We start from the raw sequence: 19,331 nt of genomic DNA, 5'->3' as shown, positions 1-19,331 counted from the left end.
TAGCGATGAGCGAATTAAGTGTAAATCATTTATTAGGTATAAAATACATCAACAAAAAAGATATTGACCTTATTTTTGAAACCGCCGATCATTTTAAAGAAGTTATCAATCGACCAATTAAGAAAGTACCTTCTTTACGTGACATTACCATTGCAAACATATTTTTTGAAAATAGTACCCGTACTAAACTTTCTTTTGAATTAGCCCAAAAACGACTATCGGCTGATGTTATTAGTTTTTCGGCAGCACAATCTTCCGTTAAAAAAGGAGAAACCCTTATCGATACCGTAAACAATATCCTTTCGATGAAAGTGGATATGGTGGTAATGCGCCATTCGAATCCTGGAGCGGCTTATTTTCTATCCAAAAATGTTAAAGCAAGTATTATCAATGCTGGTGATGGAGCTCATGAGCATCCTACTCAAGCTTTATTAGACAGTTATTCCATCAGAGAAAAATTGGGAGATGTAGCAGGTAAGAAAGTGGTGATTGTGGGTGATATATTACATTCTAGAGTAGCCTTGTCTAATATTTATGCTTTGCAAATGCAGGGTGCCGAAGTAAAAGTTTGCGGACCTAAAACACTAATTCCAAAATACATTGAATCACTGGGTGTAACGGTGGAATCGAATTTGAGAAAAGCATTGGAATGGTGTGATGTTGCTAATATGTTGAGGGTACAAAATGAACGAATGGATGTGAATTTTTTCCCATCAACTAGAGAATATGCCCAACAATATGGGGTAGATAAACCATTATTGGATTCTCTTAGTAAAGAGATTGTAATAATGCATCCGGGACCCATCAATAGGGGAGTGGAAATCACATCTGAAGTTGCCGATTCAAGTCAATCGGTGATTTTAAACCAAGTAGAAAACGGTGTTGCTATCAGAATGGCGGTGATTTATCTTTTGGCATCTAAAATCCAGTAATTTTATAATATAAGCATCGAAGGCTCAGCATTGCATAATTTTGATAAAACACATACAATGAAAGTAGATCAAAAAGGACATACCATTACAATTAAAGACACTCAGGGAGATATTGCTTCTTTTTTAATGAAAGTAACGCATCAATATAAAACATTCGAAAAGCATAATATAGTTATAGATCTTCTCTCGTATAATGAATTGACCCTAACTGATGTTAAACCATTTATGCCTTTGTCTAAGTTGCATAAAAAAGCCAAAAAATCATTTGTTATTGTCATTTCAGATTTTGATTATAACGCAATTCCAGATACTTTGACTGTAGTGCCTTCTTTACTGGAAGCACACGATATCATTGAAATGGAAGAGATTGAAAGAGATTTGGGTTTTTAACACAGTCTATTCGGTTATTTGTTTAATCGTTTAAATGCTGTAATCAAATATGCAATAACCATTTTGCCAAATAAGAGAATATCTTGAAATTAACCATTCTGGGTTGCTATGCAGCCACTCCGCGTACTTTTACCAATCCTACTTCTCAGATTTTAGAAATAAAAAACAGATTATTTCTTATCGATTGTGGGGAGGGAACCCAAGTGCAACTTCGCAAAAACAAAATTAAATTTTCAAAAATAAACCATATTTTTATTTCTCATTTGCATGGGGATCATTTTTTTGGGCTTATAGGTTTAGTGTCCACTTTTACTTTGTTGAATCGAACTACTGATTTGCATATTTACGGACCAAAAGGAATCAAAGAAATTATAAAATTGCAGCTGCGATTGGCCAACTCGTGGACTAATTACGGTTTGTTCTTTCATGAATTAGAGTCTAATGAAAGTGAAATAGTTTATGAAGACCAAAAAGTTACAGTAAAGACAATTCCTTTAAAACATCGTGTCTATACTAATGGTTTTTTGTTTCAAGAGAAAATTGATAAAAAGAAACTCAATATTGAGGCCGCTCAAAATTATGAAATAGAGGAATGTTATTACCAAAATATTAAAAACGGAAAAGATATTGTTTTAGATGACGGAAGAATCATTGAGAATGAGAAATTGACTTTTGATCCAGCAGCGCCAAAGAGTTATGCTTTTTGTTCGGATACTGTTTATAATGAGGATATAATTCCAGTTATAGATGGCGTAGATGTTCTTTATCATGAAGCTACTTTTTTACAATCTGAAGAAGCTTTAGCGGCCAAAACAATGCATTCAACAGCCAAAGAAGCTGCCACAATTGCTTTGAAATCCAATGTTAAGCAATTAATTTTGGGACATTATTCTACCCGATATGAAAATATAGAACTTTTTAAAGAGGAAGCCCAGACTATTTTTTCAGAAGTACTTTTGGCAGATGACGGACAAAGTTTTGACCTTTAATAGCTGTCAATTTATGGAAGTTGTTTTTTCAACAGGAATTTTAATTTCTCGAAAGTTTAAAAAGCAGTAAATTTAAAGAAGAATTAATCCTTTTAAATCAAAGAAATGCAAGATTTAAGTAATTATAGAAAATCATACGATAAAAGTGAATTGTTGGAATCCAATATTCCAGAAGATCCTATCAATCTTTTTAACAGATGGTTTCATGAGACAGAAGATTTTGGCGGTACCGAGGAAGTGAATGCTATGACTGTAGCCACAATAGGCTTGGATGGATTTCCTAAATCTAGAGTCGTTTTATTAAAGAAATTCACTGAAGAAGGTTTTATTTTTTACACCAATTACAATTCAGAAAAAGGAAAGGCAATTGCTAATAATCCTAAAGTGTGTTTGTCTTTTTTTTGGCACAGTATGGAACGCCAAGTAATTATTAAAGGAATTGCACAAAAAACCGCTGAAATAGTTTCGGATAATTATTTTGATTCCAGACCAGATGGTAGCAAATTGGGAGCTATTGTTTCAAACCAAAGCGAAGTGGTTCCGTCTCGCTCTTTTTTGGAGGAAAATTTAAAGCAATTAGAAAGTGAGTACGAGAGTATGGTTATCCCAAGACCAAAACACTGGGGAGGCTTTTTAGTAGTTCCTCATGAAGTGGAATTTTGGCAAGGAAGACCCAATCGTTTGCATGATAGAATTCGATATACTAGCCAAGATGATTTTTCATGGAAGATAGAAAGATTATCTCCATAGTTTAGGAAAAAAATTACAATAGTTTAGTAATAATGTAGTTCATCGATTATTTTACTTTGTTTAGCGAAATTTTTGATATGTTTGAGTAACGAAAAAGATTAAATATCTAAATTTCTTTAAAGGAGTTTGCCCCACAATCTACTTTAAACTTAAACTACTATTTTATGGAAATAAAATTACTACGTACAGTATTGCTAGCAGTTACGATATTTACTTTAAATTCCTGTAGCTCTGATACTTCAGAAACAGCTTCAGTTGAAGCTAAAACTGAAATAGTTGAAAATTATACTTATAATGCTTCTGAATTGGAAGCTATGAAGTTGATAAATGAGTATCGTGTAAGTGTAGGTTTAAATTCTTTACAAAAAATTAATCACATTTCTTTTAAATCTGAAGAGCATGATAATTACATGATCATTAAAAAAGAACCTAGTCATGATGGTTTTGTTTCTCGTTCAGAAAATATTATGAATGTTTTAGGAGCTAAGAAAGTAGGGGAGAATGTTGCATTTAATTTTGTAAGCCCTAAAAGTGCTGTTACTGCCTGGTTAAATAGTCCTGGTCATAAAGAGAACATTGAAGGTGATTTTACTCACTTTGGAATGGCAATTCGAGAAGATCCAGCCACTGGAAAAAAGTATTATACCAATATATTCGCTAAAATATAAGCGCTATCAAAAATCATTATAAAAGCTGTATCCCCCAGGATACGGCTTTTTTTTTTGGGCTTATAAATAATGCTAATAATTTCTATAAGCATGTTTTATTAGTTACTTAATTTTCATAGCTAATTCCTTTTTTAAACTATTGAAAGAAAAAAACAGCAACGGTTTCTTTTCATTCTAAGAATAGCTATTTACTGTAAATTATAGGAAAATACATATTCATTTTTAAAAAAGATGTATTTAGTCGATTATTTTGTGCTTTTTAACGGAAAAAGATGTAAATTTAATCTATGAATTTTTAGAAAATATATTAAAGGAGTTTGCCCCGCAATCTACTTTAAACTTAAACTACTACTATTATGAAAACAAAATTACTTCGTACAGTATTGCTCCTATCAGTGGTATGTATAATGAATTCCTGTTCTTCTGATACTTCTGATGCAGATGCGTTAGATACCAATCTAAGTGTGGTTGAAAATTACGATTATACTGCAACTGAATTGGAAGCCATGAATTTGATAAATGATTACAGAGTTAGTGTTGGGTTAAATCGTTTAGAGAAAATAAATCATATGTCATATAAATCTGAAGAGCATGACAACTATATGATTGCTAATAAAGTTGTAAATCATAACGATTTTGTTGCACGTTCTCAAAACATCATAAAAGTTTTAGGTGCAATAACAGTAGCAGAGAATATTGCTTATAATTATAATTCTCCTAAAGATGCTTTAAAAGCTTGGCTGAATAGTCCTGGTCATAAAGAGAATATCCTTGGCAACTTTACTCATTTTGGGATAGCGATAAAAGCAGATCCGGAAAATGGGAGAAAATATTACACTAATATTTTTGCAAAAATTTAATCGATTACTTCTAAAAAGCTGACTTCTCCCCAAAGTCAGCTTTTTATTTATAACAAGAGTTTTTTTAGTGATTGTGATTCTGTTTCTAAATGTACAGCTGTTATGATTAATTACTTAATGTCTATTTCTCATTGATTGATTTTGCTTTCATTCTTTTAGGCTGTATTTTATCATTTTCCTTTTTTCAGTACGAAAAATAATAAAGAATGGTTAAATTTATGTAGTTCGTCGATATTTTTTGGACATTTGATAAAGAAGCATGTATGTTTGGAATTAGGAAAGCGTTTTGATACAACGCAAAAAAAAAATTCCAGATTACCTATATGAAATTGTATTTACTCCCCAAAATTCTACTTTTAGCGGCAATATTTATGATAAGTTCTTGTTCTTCGGATATGTCTGGACGAGAAAAGATAGCGTCCAAACCTGAAATTGTTTTGGATTACACTTACAGTACTTCTGAAATAGAAGTGATGAATTTAATAAATGATTACCGAGTTAGTGTTGGCTTAAATCCTCTTGAGAAAATAAATCATATTTCTTATAAGTCAGAAGAACATAATATTTACATGATAGCTAATGATGTTTTAAATCATGATGGTTTTGTGGCTCGTTCAGAGAATATTATACAAGCTTTAGGCGCCAAAGCGGTCGCCGAAAATATAGCTCGTAATTATGATAACCCTCAGACTGTAGTAAATGCTTGGTTGAATAGTGCAACCCATAAAGGAAATATTGTTGGAAATTTCACTCATTTTGGAATTGCAATTGATCAAGATGCTGTTACTGGAAAAAAATATTACACTAATATTTTCGTTAGAATATAATAACATTTTCTATTAAAAAGTAAGAGGCCGTTTTAAATCGGCCTCTTACTTTTAATTTATAACTCAGTTATGATAAACTCGCTACGTCTATTCATTTGATGTTCTTCTTCGGAGCAATCTACACCGTCAGTACATCTGTTTACGAGTTGGTTTTCTCCGTAGCCTTTACCTGTGAGTCGATTTTTATTGACACCATTTTTAACCAACCATTTTATGGTAGATTTTGCTCTTCGGTCTGACAAAGATTCATTGTATTTGAAAGTTCCTCGGCTATCAGTATGAGAGCGGATATCGAGTTTCATAGTTGGATATTGATTCATAACATCTAATATTTTCTCCAGATCTAAGGCAGCTTCCATTCGAATGTCTGATTTGTCAAAGTCAAAATAAATCATTTTTATTCCAAAACATTTACCCAAATCATCACCTACTGCCACTTTACATCTTGCTTTTTCCAGTGCAAATGGCAGATGTGTTCTACCATTTTCTTTGACGATAGTGATTATTTCTTCTTTGGTGGTATATTCTTCTTTGGCTGCTCTAACACTATATCGTTTGCCACATTCTACAGTTAGGAAATAATTTCCTTTCTCATCCGAATATACAGTATTTAGTAAACTGAGTGAATCATCTAGCAAACTTATTTTTGTATTTGGTAAGATTTCACCGGTAGCTAAATCGGTAATTTCACCGTAGAGTTCTTGTTCACAAACTAATTTTTTAGTTTCAAGAAATTTATAAATATCATCATAACCTTGACCTCCATCCCTATTAGAGGAAAAGAAACCTCTTCGGGTTTTGGTATCTATTAAATAAGCAAAATCATCTTGAGGGGAATTGGCATCGGTTCCTATGTTTTGAACTTTGTCAAAAGTGCCGTCTGCATTCATTTTAGAAACAAAGATGTCTAAACCTCCCAGGCCCGGATGCCCATCTGAAGCAAAATAAATTTCGTTTTCATTGGTTAGGAACGGGAAGGTTTCCCGGCCTTCAGTATTGATGGTTTTTCCCAAATTTTCGGGTGTTCCAAAGCTTCCGTCTTCGTTAATCTTTACTTTAAATAAATCAGATTGTCCGAATGTTCCTGGCATATCCGAAGCAAAATACAATGTTTTTTCGTCGGCACTTAAGGCGGGATGTGCTGTACTATAGCTGTCGCTATTGAATGGAAGTTCGGTTATGTTTGTCCATTTATCATTTTCAAAATTAGCCTTATATATTTTTATTAAAGTAATGTTATTACCATCTTTTCCTTTTTTTCCTTCCAGAAAGTTGTTTCGGGTAAAATACATTGTTTTTCCGTCTTTGGTAAAAGTTGGGGTTGACTCATGGAATCTTGATTTTATATTGCGGTCAAATTTCAGGACTTTAGCAGGAGACATTGCCTCATCTAAATCAGCTACATATAGATTAGTAAAATATTGATTAGTCCAGGCATGTTTTCTTTGGCCCAGACTACCGGTATCTCTGGCGGAAGCAAAGACTATTTTATTCAGATAGAATGAAGAACCATAATCAGAGTATTTAGAGTTGATTCCTGCGTTTTCGACTTGATACCTTCCTGAATTGGCCTTAATTTCCTCAAGAAAATTTCGATCTTTTTCAAAAAGTGTTCCTCGGCTGTCGTTTCCGGCTAGTTGGTTAAATTTTTGCATTATTTCATCCGCCTTGGCATTATTGCCTATAGACCTTAAGGATTGGGCATAACGATAATAATATTCTGGTTCTAAATCTTGGGTCATGGCAAATAATTCAGCATACCATTTCGCAGCCTGATCCAGTTGGGCATTGTAGTAATAGGAATTCCCTAGTTTTTTAAACATATCTACCGATTTGTACCCTTTCTCTGCAACTCTTTCGTAAGTTTTTATAGCATCTATATAGGCATAGTTGTCATATTTTTTTTCGGCTATGGAAACTCTTGCTTTTTGGGCAAAACAGTTAAATGAAAAAGCACTAACTATGGTGATAAAAAGAAGTATACTATTTTTCATAATGATTGTTTTTTAGAAGAATCGTGTTGTTATCAATTTATTGTAGTTTTAAAGAAGTATTATCAACTCTATTTTCATATTTTTGGTTTAAACGTTTGAGAATTTCATTGGCCTTATCATTTTCACCTATAGCTTTCAATGACTTGGCGTATTGTTGATAATATTTAGGTTCTAAATCAGTTGTCATGGCAAATAGTTCACAATACCATTTTGCTGCTTTGTCTAATTCAAAATTTGTATAATAGGAATCTCCAATTGTTTTAAACATGACTATGGATTTATAGCCTTTTGCTACAATTCTTTCGTAGGTCTTTACAACATCTACATAGGCATATTTATCGCTTATTATTTCAGTTACATAGAATTTTTCATTTTGAGTATAGCCGTTAAACGAATAGACATTTAATACTAGTAAAACAAGTAGGTTTTTTTTCATAATATTTTTTTAGAAGAATCTTGGGGTTGTTATTTTATTATTCTTTTTAAATATATCATAACGAAGAAATATTTCGTGAGATCCTGAATTATAATGTTTCAAATCTGTAGTCTCATGATCATAACCGTATCCAATATATAATGCATCTGATATTTGGAATCCAACTGAAGTACTTAATGCGGCACTCCATCTGTAGGCGACACCAACAACAAATTTATCATAGAGCATAAAATTCCCGGATACATCTACTTGGAGAGGAGCCCCTTTAACCATTTTTGTAAGAAGTGCAGGTTTGAATTTTGCATAACTGCTTAAATCAAAGACGTATCCAGCAATAAGATAATAATTAATTTTTTCTTTAAATATGGCCACCTCATTGTCATCATATCGATTGGTTTCTATGAAATTAGGAACAGATAGTCCCACATAGGCTTTATCAGAATGATAATAAATTCCTCCACCAATATTTGGTGAAAATTTATTATTGAAATCGTGGAGGCTAGGATCATCATCAACAGGATTTAGTTTGTTAACATCTAAATCGAATAGATTAGCAGTTGCCTTGATTCCAAATGAGAGTTTGAAAGTCTCAGAAGTAGGTATGGTATAAGATAAATCTGCCGAAATAGTATTCTCATGTGTGGGGCCAATTTTATCATTTATCAGAGATATTCCCAAACCCAAGCGACTTTCATTTAAAGGTGTATTGACTGATATCGCATTAGTAACGGGTGCTCCGTCTAGGCCTACCCATTGTGTGCGATGTAAAGCAAATATACTCAAAGCTCCTCTCGATCCTGCATAAGCGGGATTGATATTGATTGTGTTATACATGTACTGTGTAAATTGCGCATCTTGTTGAGCATAATTTACAGCTCCAGTAAACAGCAAGGCGAATAATAATACTCTTGTCTTCATTTATCTTGTTTTTTTTAACCTGAGAATATTTAGTTTTCAGGAGTTAGATTTGAGTTAGGTTTATCGTGTGAGGTATAAATACCCATCTTTTCTATTGGTTTGGATATTACCACTGAGATCAACCGAAGTATAATTCAAGATATAGTAATAGGTTCCTGTAGGTAAACCGGATGATTTACTAATGGTTGTTCTACCTCTTGAATAGCCATCAAAAACATTAGTTTGATTATTATAGTTTGTTGTTTCAAAAACTAATACTCCCCAGCGGTTGTAAATTTCTACTGTATTTTCAGGATAACAAGTAGTATCTCCGATACCGTCAATTATAAAGGTTTCGTTAATTCCATCTCCATTTGGAGAGAAAGCATTATGAACGACAATACTTTCACATCCTAATACGCTGGCTTTTTCAACAGTCACAGTACCTGAAGCTGGTGGGATTGCCACTCCATTTGGATCTTTTGCTGTCGCTTTTGCAATATTGACGACTGAATCTTGAGCTAAATCATTTTTGGTTATTGTATAAGTTTGGAGAATAGCTTCCAAAGATTCACCAGGTGCCAAGGTTGCGATAGGCTGTGTAGTCAATCCTGTTAATTCATCTATCACTATAATATCATGAAGTGTTACATTACCGGTATTTTTTACTATTATGGTATAATTGATTACATCGCCAACGAAACTGTAGACATCTGTATCATTACCATTACTGCTAACGGTTGCCGTTTTAGTAACTTGCAAGCGGGGATTTTGATTGAGCGGAGTAACTGTATAGCTACTACAATCAGTTTCGGCTGGACAATTAGGGTTAGCAGGACAGGAAGTACAAGGTGTAGGATCTGTAGAGGTTGCTGAAACGGGTTCTCCTAAAGGCGGTTTTCCTGTAGCTATAGCTAAATTGTAAACAAAACCAGTGTTAATATCATTTTGCTTAATTGTATAAAAAGCGGTAAATGTATTACTATCAATAGCATTGGGTTCCAAGTCAATTGGCCCGCCTAAAATCTGTATATCTGGCAATAGGTCATGTATGGTTATATTTGTCAATGGAACATTACCGTTATTTCGTACCGTGAAGTTGTAAGCTACTTTATCGCCAATGTTTGTAATACCGTCTTCATTAGTATCGATATAAGTTCCATCTTTGGTGATAACTAAAGAAGGTGTTTGATTTAGGGGAGTAACGGTATAATTACTACAATCAGTTTCTGCAGGACAATCAGGATTAACTGGGCAGGAAACACAAGGAGTAGGATCAGTAGAAGTACTCGTAACTGGTTCTCCTACAAGTGGTGTTCCACTTACCGTTGCTAAGTTGTACACGAATCCAGCATTAATATCCTTTTGAGTAATTGAATAAAAGGCAGTAAATGTACTATTATCAATAGCATTAGGTTCAAGATCAATTGGAGCACCTGAAATTTCTAATCCAGGCAACAAGTCAGCTATAGTAATATTTTTTAATGTTACATTACCAGTGTTTTTTACCGTGAAATTATAAATAACTTTATCACCAACATTTGTAATTCCATCTTTATTGGTGTCATTATAAAATCCATCTTTGGAGACAACTATTGAAGAGGATTGTATCAGCTGAGTTATGGTTTTAGTATCGTTATTTATATCAGTTCCTGAGATATCTTTTACATCAATATTTTCTGAATCTTTCCCTATTGCCAAAGCAGAGTTTATAACCATTCCAGCATCAATATCGCTTTGTGTCACTAGGTAAGAAGCGGTAAAAGTGGTAGAATCAGTTGTTCCAATGGAAAGTGTAGTGATAGGTCCTCCAATAATGGTCACTAAAGGATCGGTAATGGAGATATTGGTTAGAGTCATCTCACCAGTATTAGTGACAGAGAAAGCATAACTGATAGTTTCTCCCGCTTGCGCATATCCGTCTGAGTTGCTATCGTTGAAAGTTCCTGTTTTTACCAAGGCTATCCCTGACTCAACTATCGTATAAGTGTAGTTTATGATACACCCATTATAATCTTTAATTTCAACAGAATAGGTGCCTTTAGATAGTGAATTTATGTCTTTGGTAGTTGAACCATTAGACCATAAATAGGTATATGGGCTTGTACCACCACTGACTGTTTGAGTTATTGAACCGTTACTACATCCCACACAATTATTATTGTTTACAATAATAGCGGTAGCACTTAACGCAGCATTTGGTTGTTCAACAGTTATATTACAAGTTGTTTGGTATCCCAATTTATCGGTAACAGTAACGCTATGATTTCCTGCATTTAAGGCAATGGCTTGTGCGGTGGTTTCTCCGTTATCCCATAAATAGGTATATTCACCATTACCACCTACAGCTGTTACAGAGGCTATCCCATTGTTGTCTCCATAGCATTTAGCAGGAGCATCTTGAATGATGCTACAAGATAACACATCAGGTTGGCTGATTGTTACTTGACAAGTTGTTTGACAACCTTTACTATCGGTAACAATCACGGTATGTAATCCTACATTAAGTCCTAGAGCTTTAGCAGTAGTTTCCCCATTATCCCATAAGTAGGTGTATCCTCCATTTCCACCAAGAGGAGTAACTGTGGCTTCACCATCACTTAAACCATTAGATGAAACGGCTTTGTTTTGTATAATTGAACAACTTAAGGCAGCATTTGGTTGCCCAACAGTTATGTTACAAGTTGTTTGGTATCCTAATTTATCGGTAACGGTAACGCTGTGATTTCCTGCATTTAAAGCAATTGCTTGCGCAGTGGTTTCTCCGTTATCCCATAAATAAGAGTACTCACCATTACCACCTACAGCTGTTACTGAGGCTATACCGTTACTATCTCCATAACATTTAGCAGGAGCATCTTGAATAATGCTACAAGATAGCACATCAGGTTGGCTGATTGTTACTTGACAAGTTGTTTGACAACCTTTACTATCGGTAATAGTCACGGTATGTAGTCCTACATTAAGACCTACAGCTTTAACAGTAGTTTCCCCATTATCCCACAAGTAGGTGTATCCTCCATTTCCACCAAGAGGAGTAACAGTGGCTTCACCATCACTTAAGCCATTAGAAGAAACAGCTTTGTTTTGTATAATTGAACAACTTAAGGCTGCATTTGGTTGCCCAACAGTTATGTTACAAGTTGTTTGGTATCCTAATTTATCGGTAACGGTAACGCTGTGATTTCCTGCATTTAAAGCAATTGCTTGCGCAGTGGTTTCTCCGTTATCCCATAAATAGGTATATTCACCATTACCACCTACAGCTGTTACTGAGGCTATACCGTTACTATCTCCATAACATTTAGCAGGAGCATGTTGAATAATGCTACAAGATAGCACATCAGGTTGACTGATTGTTACTTGACAAGTTGTTTGACAACCTTTACTATCGGTAATAGTCACGGTATGTAATCCTACATTAAGACCTAGAGCTTTAGCAGTAGTTTCCCCATTATCCCATAAGTAGGTGTACCCTCCATTTCCACCAAGAGGAGTAACAGTGGCTTCACCATCACTTAAACCATTAGATGAAACGGCTTTGTCTTGTACAATAGAACATGTTAATACATCTTGCGGTTCAGTTATAGTAATTTGTTCAGTGTCTGTACATCCTTTGGAATCCGTTACTGTTACAGTATAGGTACCTGCAGCCAATCCAGAGGCTACAGCTGTATTTTGAACCGGATTGGTATTCCAACTATAGGTATATGCGGGAGTTCCACCAGTTGCCGAAGCAGTTGCAGAGCCTGTTGCATCACCTTTACAATTTACATTCGTCACAGAACCAATTGAAGCAACAAGCACATTTTGCGGTTCTGTTATAGTAATTTGTTCAGTATCGGTACAACCTTTAGAATCTGTTACCGTTACGGTATAGGTACCTGCAGCTAATCCAGAGGCTACAGCTGTATTTTGAACCGGATTGGTATTCCAGCTATAGGTATAAACGGGAGTTCCACCAGTAGCCGAAGCAGTTGCAGAGCCTGTTGCGCCACCTTTGCAATTTACATTCGCCACAGAACCAATTGATGCAACAAGCGTATTTTTAGGTTCACTAATTGTAATTTGTTCAGTGTCGGTGCAACCTTTGGAATCCGTTACCGTTACAATATAGGTACCTGCAGTTAATCCAGAAGCTAGGGCTGCATTTTGAACTGGATTGGTATTCCAGCTATAGGTATAAGCTGCAGTTCCACCAGTAGCCGAAGCAGTTGCAGAGCCTGTTGCGCCACCTTTGCAGTTTACATTCGCCACAGAACCAATTGAAGCGACAAGCATATCTTGCGGTTCTGTTATAGTAATTTGTTCGGTGTCGGTACAACCTTTGGAATCCGTTACCGTTACGGTATAGGTACCTGCAGTTAATCCAGAGGCTACAGCTGTATTTTGAACAGGATTGGTATTCCAACTATAGGTATAAGCTGCAGTTCCACCAGTAGCCGAAGCAGTTGCAGAGCCTGTTGCGGCACCTTTACAGTTTACATTCGACACAGAACCAATTGAAGCAACAAGCACATTTTGCGGTTCTGTTATAGTAATTTGTTCAGTGTCAGTACAACCTTTTGAATCCGTTACCGTTACGGTATAGGTCCCTGCAGCTAATCCAGCGGCTACAGCTGTATTTTGAATCGGATTGGTATTCCAACTATAGGTATAAGCTGCAGTTCCACCAGTAGCCGAAGCAGTTGCAGAGCCTGTTGCGGCACCTTTACAGTTTACATTCGCCACAGAACCAATTGAAGCAACAAGCGCATTTTGAGGTTCAGTAATTGTAATTTGCTCAGTATCAGAACAACCTTTGGAATCCGTTACCGTTACGGTATAGGTACCTGCAGCTAATCCAGAGGCTACAGCTGTGTTTTGAATAGGATTGGTATTCCAACTATAGGTATAAGCTGCAGTTCCGCCAGTAGCCGAAGCAGTTGCAGAGCCTGTTGCGCCACCTTTGCAATTTACATTAACAGCGGAATCAATAGTAGCTATAAGTGGGTTCTCAGGTTGTATAATAGTTCGACTTTTTGTAATGCTACAATGATTAGCATCTTCAATTCTTACAGTATAGATACCTGCCACTAAGCCATTAAGATCTTGACTGTGTTCTTGTCCAACCGGAATAATTCCCCCATCAGAAGCAGTCCAAGTATAAGAATATGGAGCTGTTCCACCGGTTGGGGTTAAGTCAATACTTCCATTATTTGATCCAAAGCATTGTAAATTAGTGACAGCAAATTCACCATTTACGCCATTTTCAATTTTTATAGAAGGTAATGTTCCACACTTGGGAGCAATTGTGGCAGAATTTAAAGAAGCACAAGTACTGCCAGGAGATGCATCTGTCCATGCTAGAAATAGATTAGTTATCTTTAAAATATCACCACAAGTATATTTAATTGGAATAGTGGCTAAACTTGTTATAGTATTACCTGGTAGTGGACCACCACAACCACTTATTGGTCCGGACTCGGAAGGTTTTAATAATCCCGTATTCCCGTCATAGATTTCTAATTGTCCCCAAAAAGCAAAAGATGTCCTAGTTGAACCAGTGGTGTTATTAATAGAGACTTTTAGTGTTCTGGTTATCTCTTGAGGTATTTGGTCACAGGCATCGCAACCGACTCCCTCAACGAGAGTTGCACCAACTAATTCCAAATCACCAGATGTACAGGAATTTGGATTAGGAAATGTTGTTGTTGTTTGGGCAACAGCCATTGTTAAACTAAAAAAGCTTACTAAATGAAATATAAATGATTTTGTCGAATGGGTAAAGATTGATTTCATATTGATTTAATTAAATCGTTAGAAAATGATACAATTGTAAACAGTAAAATCTACTTCTCGGAATTGTTTTGTACATTGAAGGCTGAAACGTCATGACGAAGATTCAATCTCAATCGTTGTCAGTTTTTTTCATCTACTTAAATATAAATGGATCAGCAAATCTCATTGTTGATTAAGTAGTATTGAAGTTTGAATTTAAAGAGTCAAAATACTAATGCTAAAAATTTCCATTAGAAGTTAAACTAGATTTTGTACTTTTTAAAAATGTTTGTTTTTTGATTGATTTTTTCGTCTGGTAATCAATCTATTTAAGTTTTGTTGTATTAAAAAAATAAAGAACTGTTAATACGTTTTTTAAATACTAATTTTTGAATGAATAATAAATTATTTTATTCAAAACTTCAAGAGCATGTGTTTAGAGATACACTATATTATAAGACATGGAATTTTTATTTGGGGTAAAAAATTCAAATGCTTACACTTTCTGACTATTTAAAAACAATATTATTAATTAGTCATAGTTAAATTTAAGACTAATTAATGATATTGTTTTTTTTTTTCCGTAAAAAACCAAAATAGTCGTTTAAAGGTGTTTTTTTGATGAAAATTATTCAATTAATAAGTTTAATTAGTGCCATTATTTAGTAAAGAGTTAATAGGATAAGTATTTGGTTTTTAATTGGTTGTTTTTTTTTTTAAAGACTTGACTTTATTAGAAAATACTTACCGTTATATAGAATACTTATTTTTAGAGTATAAAAAAATCCCCTAAAGTGAAAGCTTTAAGGGATCTTTTTTAAGAGAATTTTAAATTTAACCAATACTTTATAATGCCGTAATTATAAATTCACTGCGTCTGTTCATTTGATGTTCTTCCTCAGTACATTTCACACCATCTGAGCATTTATTTACCAATTGGGTTTCGCCATAGCCTTTAGCAGTAAGACGGTTCGGATTAATTCCTTTTTTAACCAGCCATTCTAAAGTTGCCTTGGCTCTTTTGCCTGATAGAATTTCATTATACTTAAAGGTTTGCCTACTATCCGTGTGGGATCGAATGTCTATTTTCATAGTGGGATTCTGATTCATTACATCTAGTATTTTTTCTAGATCTAAAGTCGCTATTGGTGTAATGAAATGCTTATCTAAATCAAAATAAATCATTTTTATCCCGAAGCATTTTCCCAAATCATCGCCAACAGCTACCTGGCAAGCTTCTTTTTCTAAAGCTATGGATAAGTTTGTTTTTCCGGTTTGACTTATTATATCTATTTTTTCTTCTTTGGTAGTATACTCCGTTTTTTCGGCTCTCACATGATACGTCCTTCCACATTCTACATTGAAAGAATAGTTTCCGTTTTGATCAGAAAGGGTAGAGTTCATAAGACGGAATGTTGCATCAAAAAGGCTTATTTTTGCATTTGGCAAAATTTGGGAAGTTTTGAGATCAGTTATAATTCCAGATAATTCTTGTTCACAACTGAGTTTTTTAGTTTCTAGAAATTTGTAAATATCATCATATCCTTTTCCGCCGTCTCTATTAGAGGTAAAAAAACCTTTTCTAGTTTTAGTATCGATTAAATAGGCAAAATCATCTTTTGGAGAATTTACATCACTACCTACATTTTGGACTTCGCCAAAAGTAGCATCTGCTTTTATTTTAGACATAAAAATATCTAATCCGCCAAGGCCAGGGTGTCCGTCTGAAGCAAAATAGATTTCATTTTCATCTGTTAGAAATGGAAAGGTTTCTCTTCCTTCGGTATTAATGGTGTTTCCTAGGTTTTGAGGTGTACCGAAACTGCCGTCATCCTTTATGCTAACTTTGAATAAATCTGACTGTCCCAATGTTCCAGGCATATCAGAAGCAAAATACAATGTTTTTTCATCTGTACTTAAAGCAGGATGAGCTGTACTGTAGTTATCACTATTAAAAGGTAGTTCTGTTATATTAATCCACTGGTTATTTTCTAAATTAGCTTTATAAATTTTTATTAAAGTAATGTTATTTCCATTTTTTCCTTTTTTACCGTCCAGATAATTGTTTCGTGTAAAATACATTGTTTTTCCATCTTTTGTGAAAACGGGAGTGGATTCATTGAATTTTGAATTCACATTTTTTGAAAATGGAGAAATCACACCAGGATTCATAGAGTCATCTAAATCAGCCGTGTATAAATTTGTAAAATTTTGATCGGTCCATTTGTGTTTTCGCTGGTTGATACTTCCGGTATCTCTAGCTGATGCAAAAACAATTTTATTGTGTAAAAAGGAACTACCATAATCCGAGTATTGGGAATTTATACCGGCATTTTCGACATTATATCGCCCTGAATTTGCTTTAATGACCTCTAAATAATTGGTGTTTTTTTTGAAAATTTTTCCTCTGGTATCATTTCCTGATTTTTGATTGAATAAGGCTAACATTTCATCGGCTTTATTATTCTGCCCTATAGATTTTAAAGACTGTGAATATCTGTAATAATATTCAGGTTCTACATCTTGCGTCATAGAGAATAATTCGCCATACCATTTTGCTGCCTTATCAAGTTCAGCATTAAAATAATACGAGTTTCCTAACTTTTGGAATAAATCTGCCGATTTGTATCCCTTTTCAGCAACTCTTTCATAAGTTTTTATGGCCTCTATGTAAGCATAGTTGTCGTACTTTTTATCGGCTGAAGCTACTTTCGTTTTTTGTGCATGACTACTAAATGAAACAACACTTAGTAGGGCTAGGTATAAGAATATATAATTTTTCATATGAAGATACTATTTGTTTTTTTAAAAGAATCTTGGAGTGGTTATCTTATCATTGTTCTTAAATAACTCAAATCTGAAAAATACTTCATGAGATCCTGAATTATAGTGTTTTAACTGGGTGGTTTCATGATCGTAAGCATAGCCTATATACAAAGCCTCAGAAATTTGAAATCCTGCCATTGCGCTAAGGGCGGCACTCCATCTATAGGAGGCTCCAAGCATAAATTTGTCATTGAATAGAAAGTTACCTGAAATATCAGCCTGCAGAGGTGCTCCCTTAATCATTTTGGTAAGAAGAGCAGGCTTGAACTTAATGGAACTATTCAAATTAAACACATATCCGGCAATCAGATAAGAAGTTATTTTTTCTTTTGCAATCGCAACATCATTGTCATTGTATCGATTCGTTTCTATGAAATTCGGAACTGATAGCCCCAGATAAGCTTTGTCTGAATGGAGATATACTCCAGCGCCTATATTTGGGGTAAATTTATTAAAACTTTCCAATGATACATCACCATAAACTTTAGGTGTCAATTTTGATCCATCCAAATCAAACAAATTGGCTGTTGCTTTAACACCAAAAGAAAGCTTGAATGTTTCCGAAGTTGGGACCGTATACGATAAGTCTGCAGAGATCGTATTTTCATGAGTGGGTCCAATTCTATCATTTATAACTGACACACCCAAGCCTAAGTTACTTCCATTCAAAGGCGTATTTATTGACACGGCATTAGTTACTGGCGCTCCATCAAGTCCTACCCATTGAGTACGATGCAAGGCAAATATACTCATGGCTCCTCTAGATCCTGCATAAGCAGGATTAACAGTAATTGTGTTGTACATGTATTGCGTGAATTGTGAATCTTGTTGTGCATAACTTACAATCCCGATAAACAGTAAAGCGAATAATATTATTTTTTTCTTCATTTTATTCTATTTTAAACCTGAGGGATTTTAAACCTCAGGTGTTAGATTTGTGTTGGAATTATCTTGTTAGGTATAAATATCCGTCTTTCTTATTAGTCTGAATTTTACCAACTGTATCAACAGAAGTGTAATTCAAGATGTAATAATATGTTCCTGTTGGTAAACCTGAAGATTGGCTTATAGTGGTTCTACCTCTTGAAATTCCATTAAAGTTATTGGTTGTATTATTGTAATTTTTAGTTTCAAAAACCAATACACCCCATCGATTGTAAATTTCAACCGTGTTCTCAGGATAACATTCAACATCTTCAATATTGTCAATTTCAAAACTGTCGTTTATGCCATCATTGTTAGGTGTAAAGGCATTATGTACCTCAATAGCACCACAACCCAATACAATTCCACAATCTTGGTTTATAATGGTTATTTTTACAAAATAAGTTATAGGACAACTTTCAATCATAACCTGATATTCAAAATTGTACTCTCCAACAGCTAGATTATAGGGCTTAAACTCACTGTCACTTAATACAATATTTCTGTCATTAGTCCAATTGCCGGTTAAAGGAGTACCAGTTGGAAGATAACTATTCAAACTAATAGTTGATGTTCTGTCTGTATTACATATAGGTTCAGGAATTATAGGTTCTGTAGCATTAGCCTGCGTGATGATTTGGTCCCCCAAAGTAATTACACAAGTAGGATTTGCGGCATCGCGAATCTGTACGCTATAAGTAGCATTGGCCAGAGCGCTGAAGTTCCCGCTAGTTTGCCATGCTCCAGAATCCAATCGGTATTCATAAGTTCCATAACCACCAGTTGGCGCAGTTACGGTAATAGTTCCATCATTGGCGCCATTACAAGTCACATTTGTTTTGTCCACAGCGGCAGTCAAGGCAGCGGGTTGCGTTATGATTTGGTCGCCCAATACAATTACACAAGCAGGATTTGCCGCATCGCGAATCTGCACACTATAAGTAGCATTGGCCAGAGCGCTGAAGTTCCCGCTAGATTGCCATGCTCCAGTGTTCAATCGGTATTCATAAGTTCCATAACCACCGGCAGGCGCAGTTACGGTAATGGTTCCATCATTGGCGCCATTACAAGTTACATT

14 protein-coding genes are annotated in these 19,331 nt (G+C 34.8%); 7 read left to right on the top strand and 7 right to left on the bottom strand.

The features are described from left to right. The first annotated feature begins 5 nt into the window (after positions 1-5). From BUB25_RS10235 to BUB25_RS10205, 7 genes are all read left to right on the top strand, one after another. Complete coding sequence (locus tag BUB25_RS10235; RefSeq protein ID WP_072943877.1) at positions 6-932, top strand: aspartate carbamoyltransferase catalytic subunit; 927 nt, start codon at positions 6-8, stop codon at positions 930-932. A gap of 57 nt (positions 933-989) precedes the next feature. Then, entirely contained in the window at positions 990-1,322 is a 333-nt protein-coding gene (locus BUB25_RS10230; protein ID WP_072943876.1) for a ribonuclease Z, read from the top strand. Between the two features lie 83 nt (positions 1,323-1,405). Continuing rightward, a complete protein-coding gene (locus BUB25_RS10225; protein WP_072943874.1) occupies positions 1,406-2,311 on the top strand; it encodes a ribonuclease Z in 906 nt (301 codons plus the stop codon). 105 nt (positions 2,312-2,416) lie between these two features. Further along, positions 2,417-3,061 (top strand): pyridoxamine 5'-phosphate oxidase, encoded by a 645-nt coding sequence (gene pdxH, locus BUB25_RS10220; protein ID WP_072943872.1) that lies wholly within the window; start codon positions 2,417-2,419, stop codon positions 3,059-3,061. 164 nt (positions 3,062-3,225) lie between these two features. Then, positions 3,226-3,729 (top strand): CAP domain-containing protein, encoded by a 504-nt coding sequence (locus tag BUB25_RS10215; protein WP_072943870.1) that lies wholly within the window; start codon positions 3,226-3,228, stop codon positions 3,727-3,729. 356 nt (positions 3,730-4,085) lie between these two features. Then, the gene (locus BUB25_RS10210; RefSeq protein ID WP_072943868.1) at positions 4,086-4,589 is read left to right on the top strand and encodes a CAP domain-containing protein; all 504 of its coding nucleotides are present in this window, start codon (positions 4,086-4,088) and stop codon (positions 4,587-4,589) included. 371 nt (positions 4,590-4,960) lie between these two features. Then, entirely contained in the window at positions 4,961-5,416 is a 456-nt protein-coding gene (locus BUB25_RS10205; protein WP_317047069.1) for a CAP domain-containing protein, read from the top strand. Between the two features lie 56 nt (positions 5,417-5,472). Here BUB25_RS10205 and BUB25_RS10200 read toward each other — a convergent pair whose 3' ends face one another. The 7 genes from BUB25_RS10200 to BUB25_RS10170 form a co-directional block, all read right to left on the bottom strand. After that, positions 5,473-7,410: an OmpA family protein gene (locus BUB25_RS10200; RefSeq protein WP_072943854.1), complete on the bottom strand. Its 1,938-nt coding sequence runs from the start codon at positions 7,408-7,410 to the stop codon at positions 5,473-5,475. A gap of 37 nt (positions 7,411-7,447) precedes the next feature. Then, positions 7,448-7,846: a flagellar motor protein MotB gene (locus tag BUB25_RS10195; protein ID WP_072943852.1), complete on the bottom strand. Its 399-nt coding sequence runs from the start codon at positions 7,844-7,846 to the stop codon at positions 7,448-7,450. A 9-nt stretch (positions 7,847-7,855) separates the two neighbouring features. Next, positions 7,856-8,764 (bottom strand): PorP/SprF family type IX secretion system membrane protein, encoded by a 909-nt coding sequence (locus BUB25_RS10190; protein WP_072943850.1) that lies wholly within the window; start codon positions 8,762-8,764, stop codon positions 7,856-7,858. 60 nt (positions 8,765-8,824) lie between these two features. Beyond that, positions 8,825-14,524: a DUF7507 domain-containing protein gene (locus tag BUB25_RS10185; RefSeq protein WP_084089492.1), complete on the bottom strand. Its 5,700-nt coding sequence runs from the start codon at positions 14,522-14,524 to the stop codon at positions 8,825-8,827. An 825-nt stretch (positions 14,525-15,349) separates the two neighbouring features. After that, complete coding sequence (locus BUB25_RS10180; protein WP_072943846.1) at positions 15,350-17,287, bottom strand: OmpA family protein; 1,938 nt, start codon at positions 17,285-17,287, stop codon at positions 15,350-15,352. 21 nt (positions 17,288-17,308) lie between these two features. Continuing rightward, a complete protein-coding gene (locus BUB25_RS10175) occupies positions 17,309-18,217 on the bottom strand; it encodes a PorP/SprF family type IX secretion system membrane protein (RefSeq protein WP_072943844.1) in 909 nt (302 codons plus the stop codon). 58 nt (positions 18,218-18,275) lie between these two features. Continuing rightward, on the bottom strand, positions 18,276-19,331 hold a 1,056-nt coding region (locus BUB25_RS10170), incomplete at its 5' end, for a T9SS type B sorting domain-containing protein (RefSeq protein WP_139256904.1).

Origin of the sequence: Flavobacterium granuli (assembly GCF_900129705.1) — a bacterium.
Taxonomy (GTDB): domain Bacteria; phylum Bacteroidota; class Bacteroidia; order Flavobacteriales; family Flavobacteriaceae; genus Flavobacterium; species Flavobacterium granuli.
The sequence above is the reverse complement of the archived record's forward strand: the minus strand, read 5'-3'. Positions and strand labels throughout refer to the sequence as shown.

Bases quoted from the DNA above. Each gene is read 5' to 3' on its own strand.
- BUB25_RS10235 (WP_072943877.1), top strand. From the start codon at position 6: ATGAGCGAATTAAGTGTAAATCATTTATTAGGTATAAAATACATCAAC.
- BUB25_RS10230 (WP_072943876.1), top strand. From the start codon at position 990: ATGAAAGTAGATCAAAAAGGACATACCATTACAATTAAAGACACTCAG.
- pdxH (WP_072943872.1), top strand. From the start codon at position 2,417: ATGCAAGATTTAAGTAATTATAGAAAATCATACGATAAAAGTGAATTG.
- BUB25_RS10215 (WP_072943870.1), top strand. From the start codon at position 3,226: ATGGAAATAAAATTACTACGTACAGTATTGCTAGCAGTTACGATATTT.
- BUB25_RS10210 (WP_072943868.1), top strand. From the start codon at position 4,086: ATGAAAACAAAATTACTTCGTACAGTATTGCTCCTATCAGTGGTATGT.
- BUB25_RS10205 (WP_317047069.1), top strand. From the start codon at position 4,961: ATGATAAGTTCTTGTTCTTCGGATATGTCTGGACGAGAAAAGATAGCG.
- BUB25_RS10200 (WP_072943854.1), bottom strand. From the start codon at position 7,410: ATGAAAAATAGTATACTTCTTTTTATCACCATAGTTAGTGCTTTTTCA.
- BUB25_RS10195 (WP_072943852.1), bottom strand. From the start codon at position 7,846: ATGAAAAAAAACCTACTTGTTTTACTAGTATTAAATGTCTATTCGTTT.
- BUB25_RS10190 (WP_072943850.1), bottom strand. From the start codon at position 8,764: ATGAAGACAAGAGTATTATTATTCGCCTTGCTGTTTACTGGAGCTGTA.
- BUB25_RS10185 (WP_084089492.1), bottom strand. From the start codon at position 14,524: ATGAAATCAATCTTTACCCATTCGACAAAATCATTTATATTTCATTTA.
- BUB25_RS10180 (WP_072943846.1), bottom strand. From the start codon at position 17,287: ATGAAAAATTATATATTCTTATACCTAGCCCTACTAAGTGTTGTTTCA.
- BUB25_RS10175 (WP_072943844.1), bottom strand. From the start codon at position 18,217: ATGAAGAAAAAAATAATATTATTCGCTTTACTGTTTATCGGGATTGTA.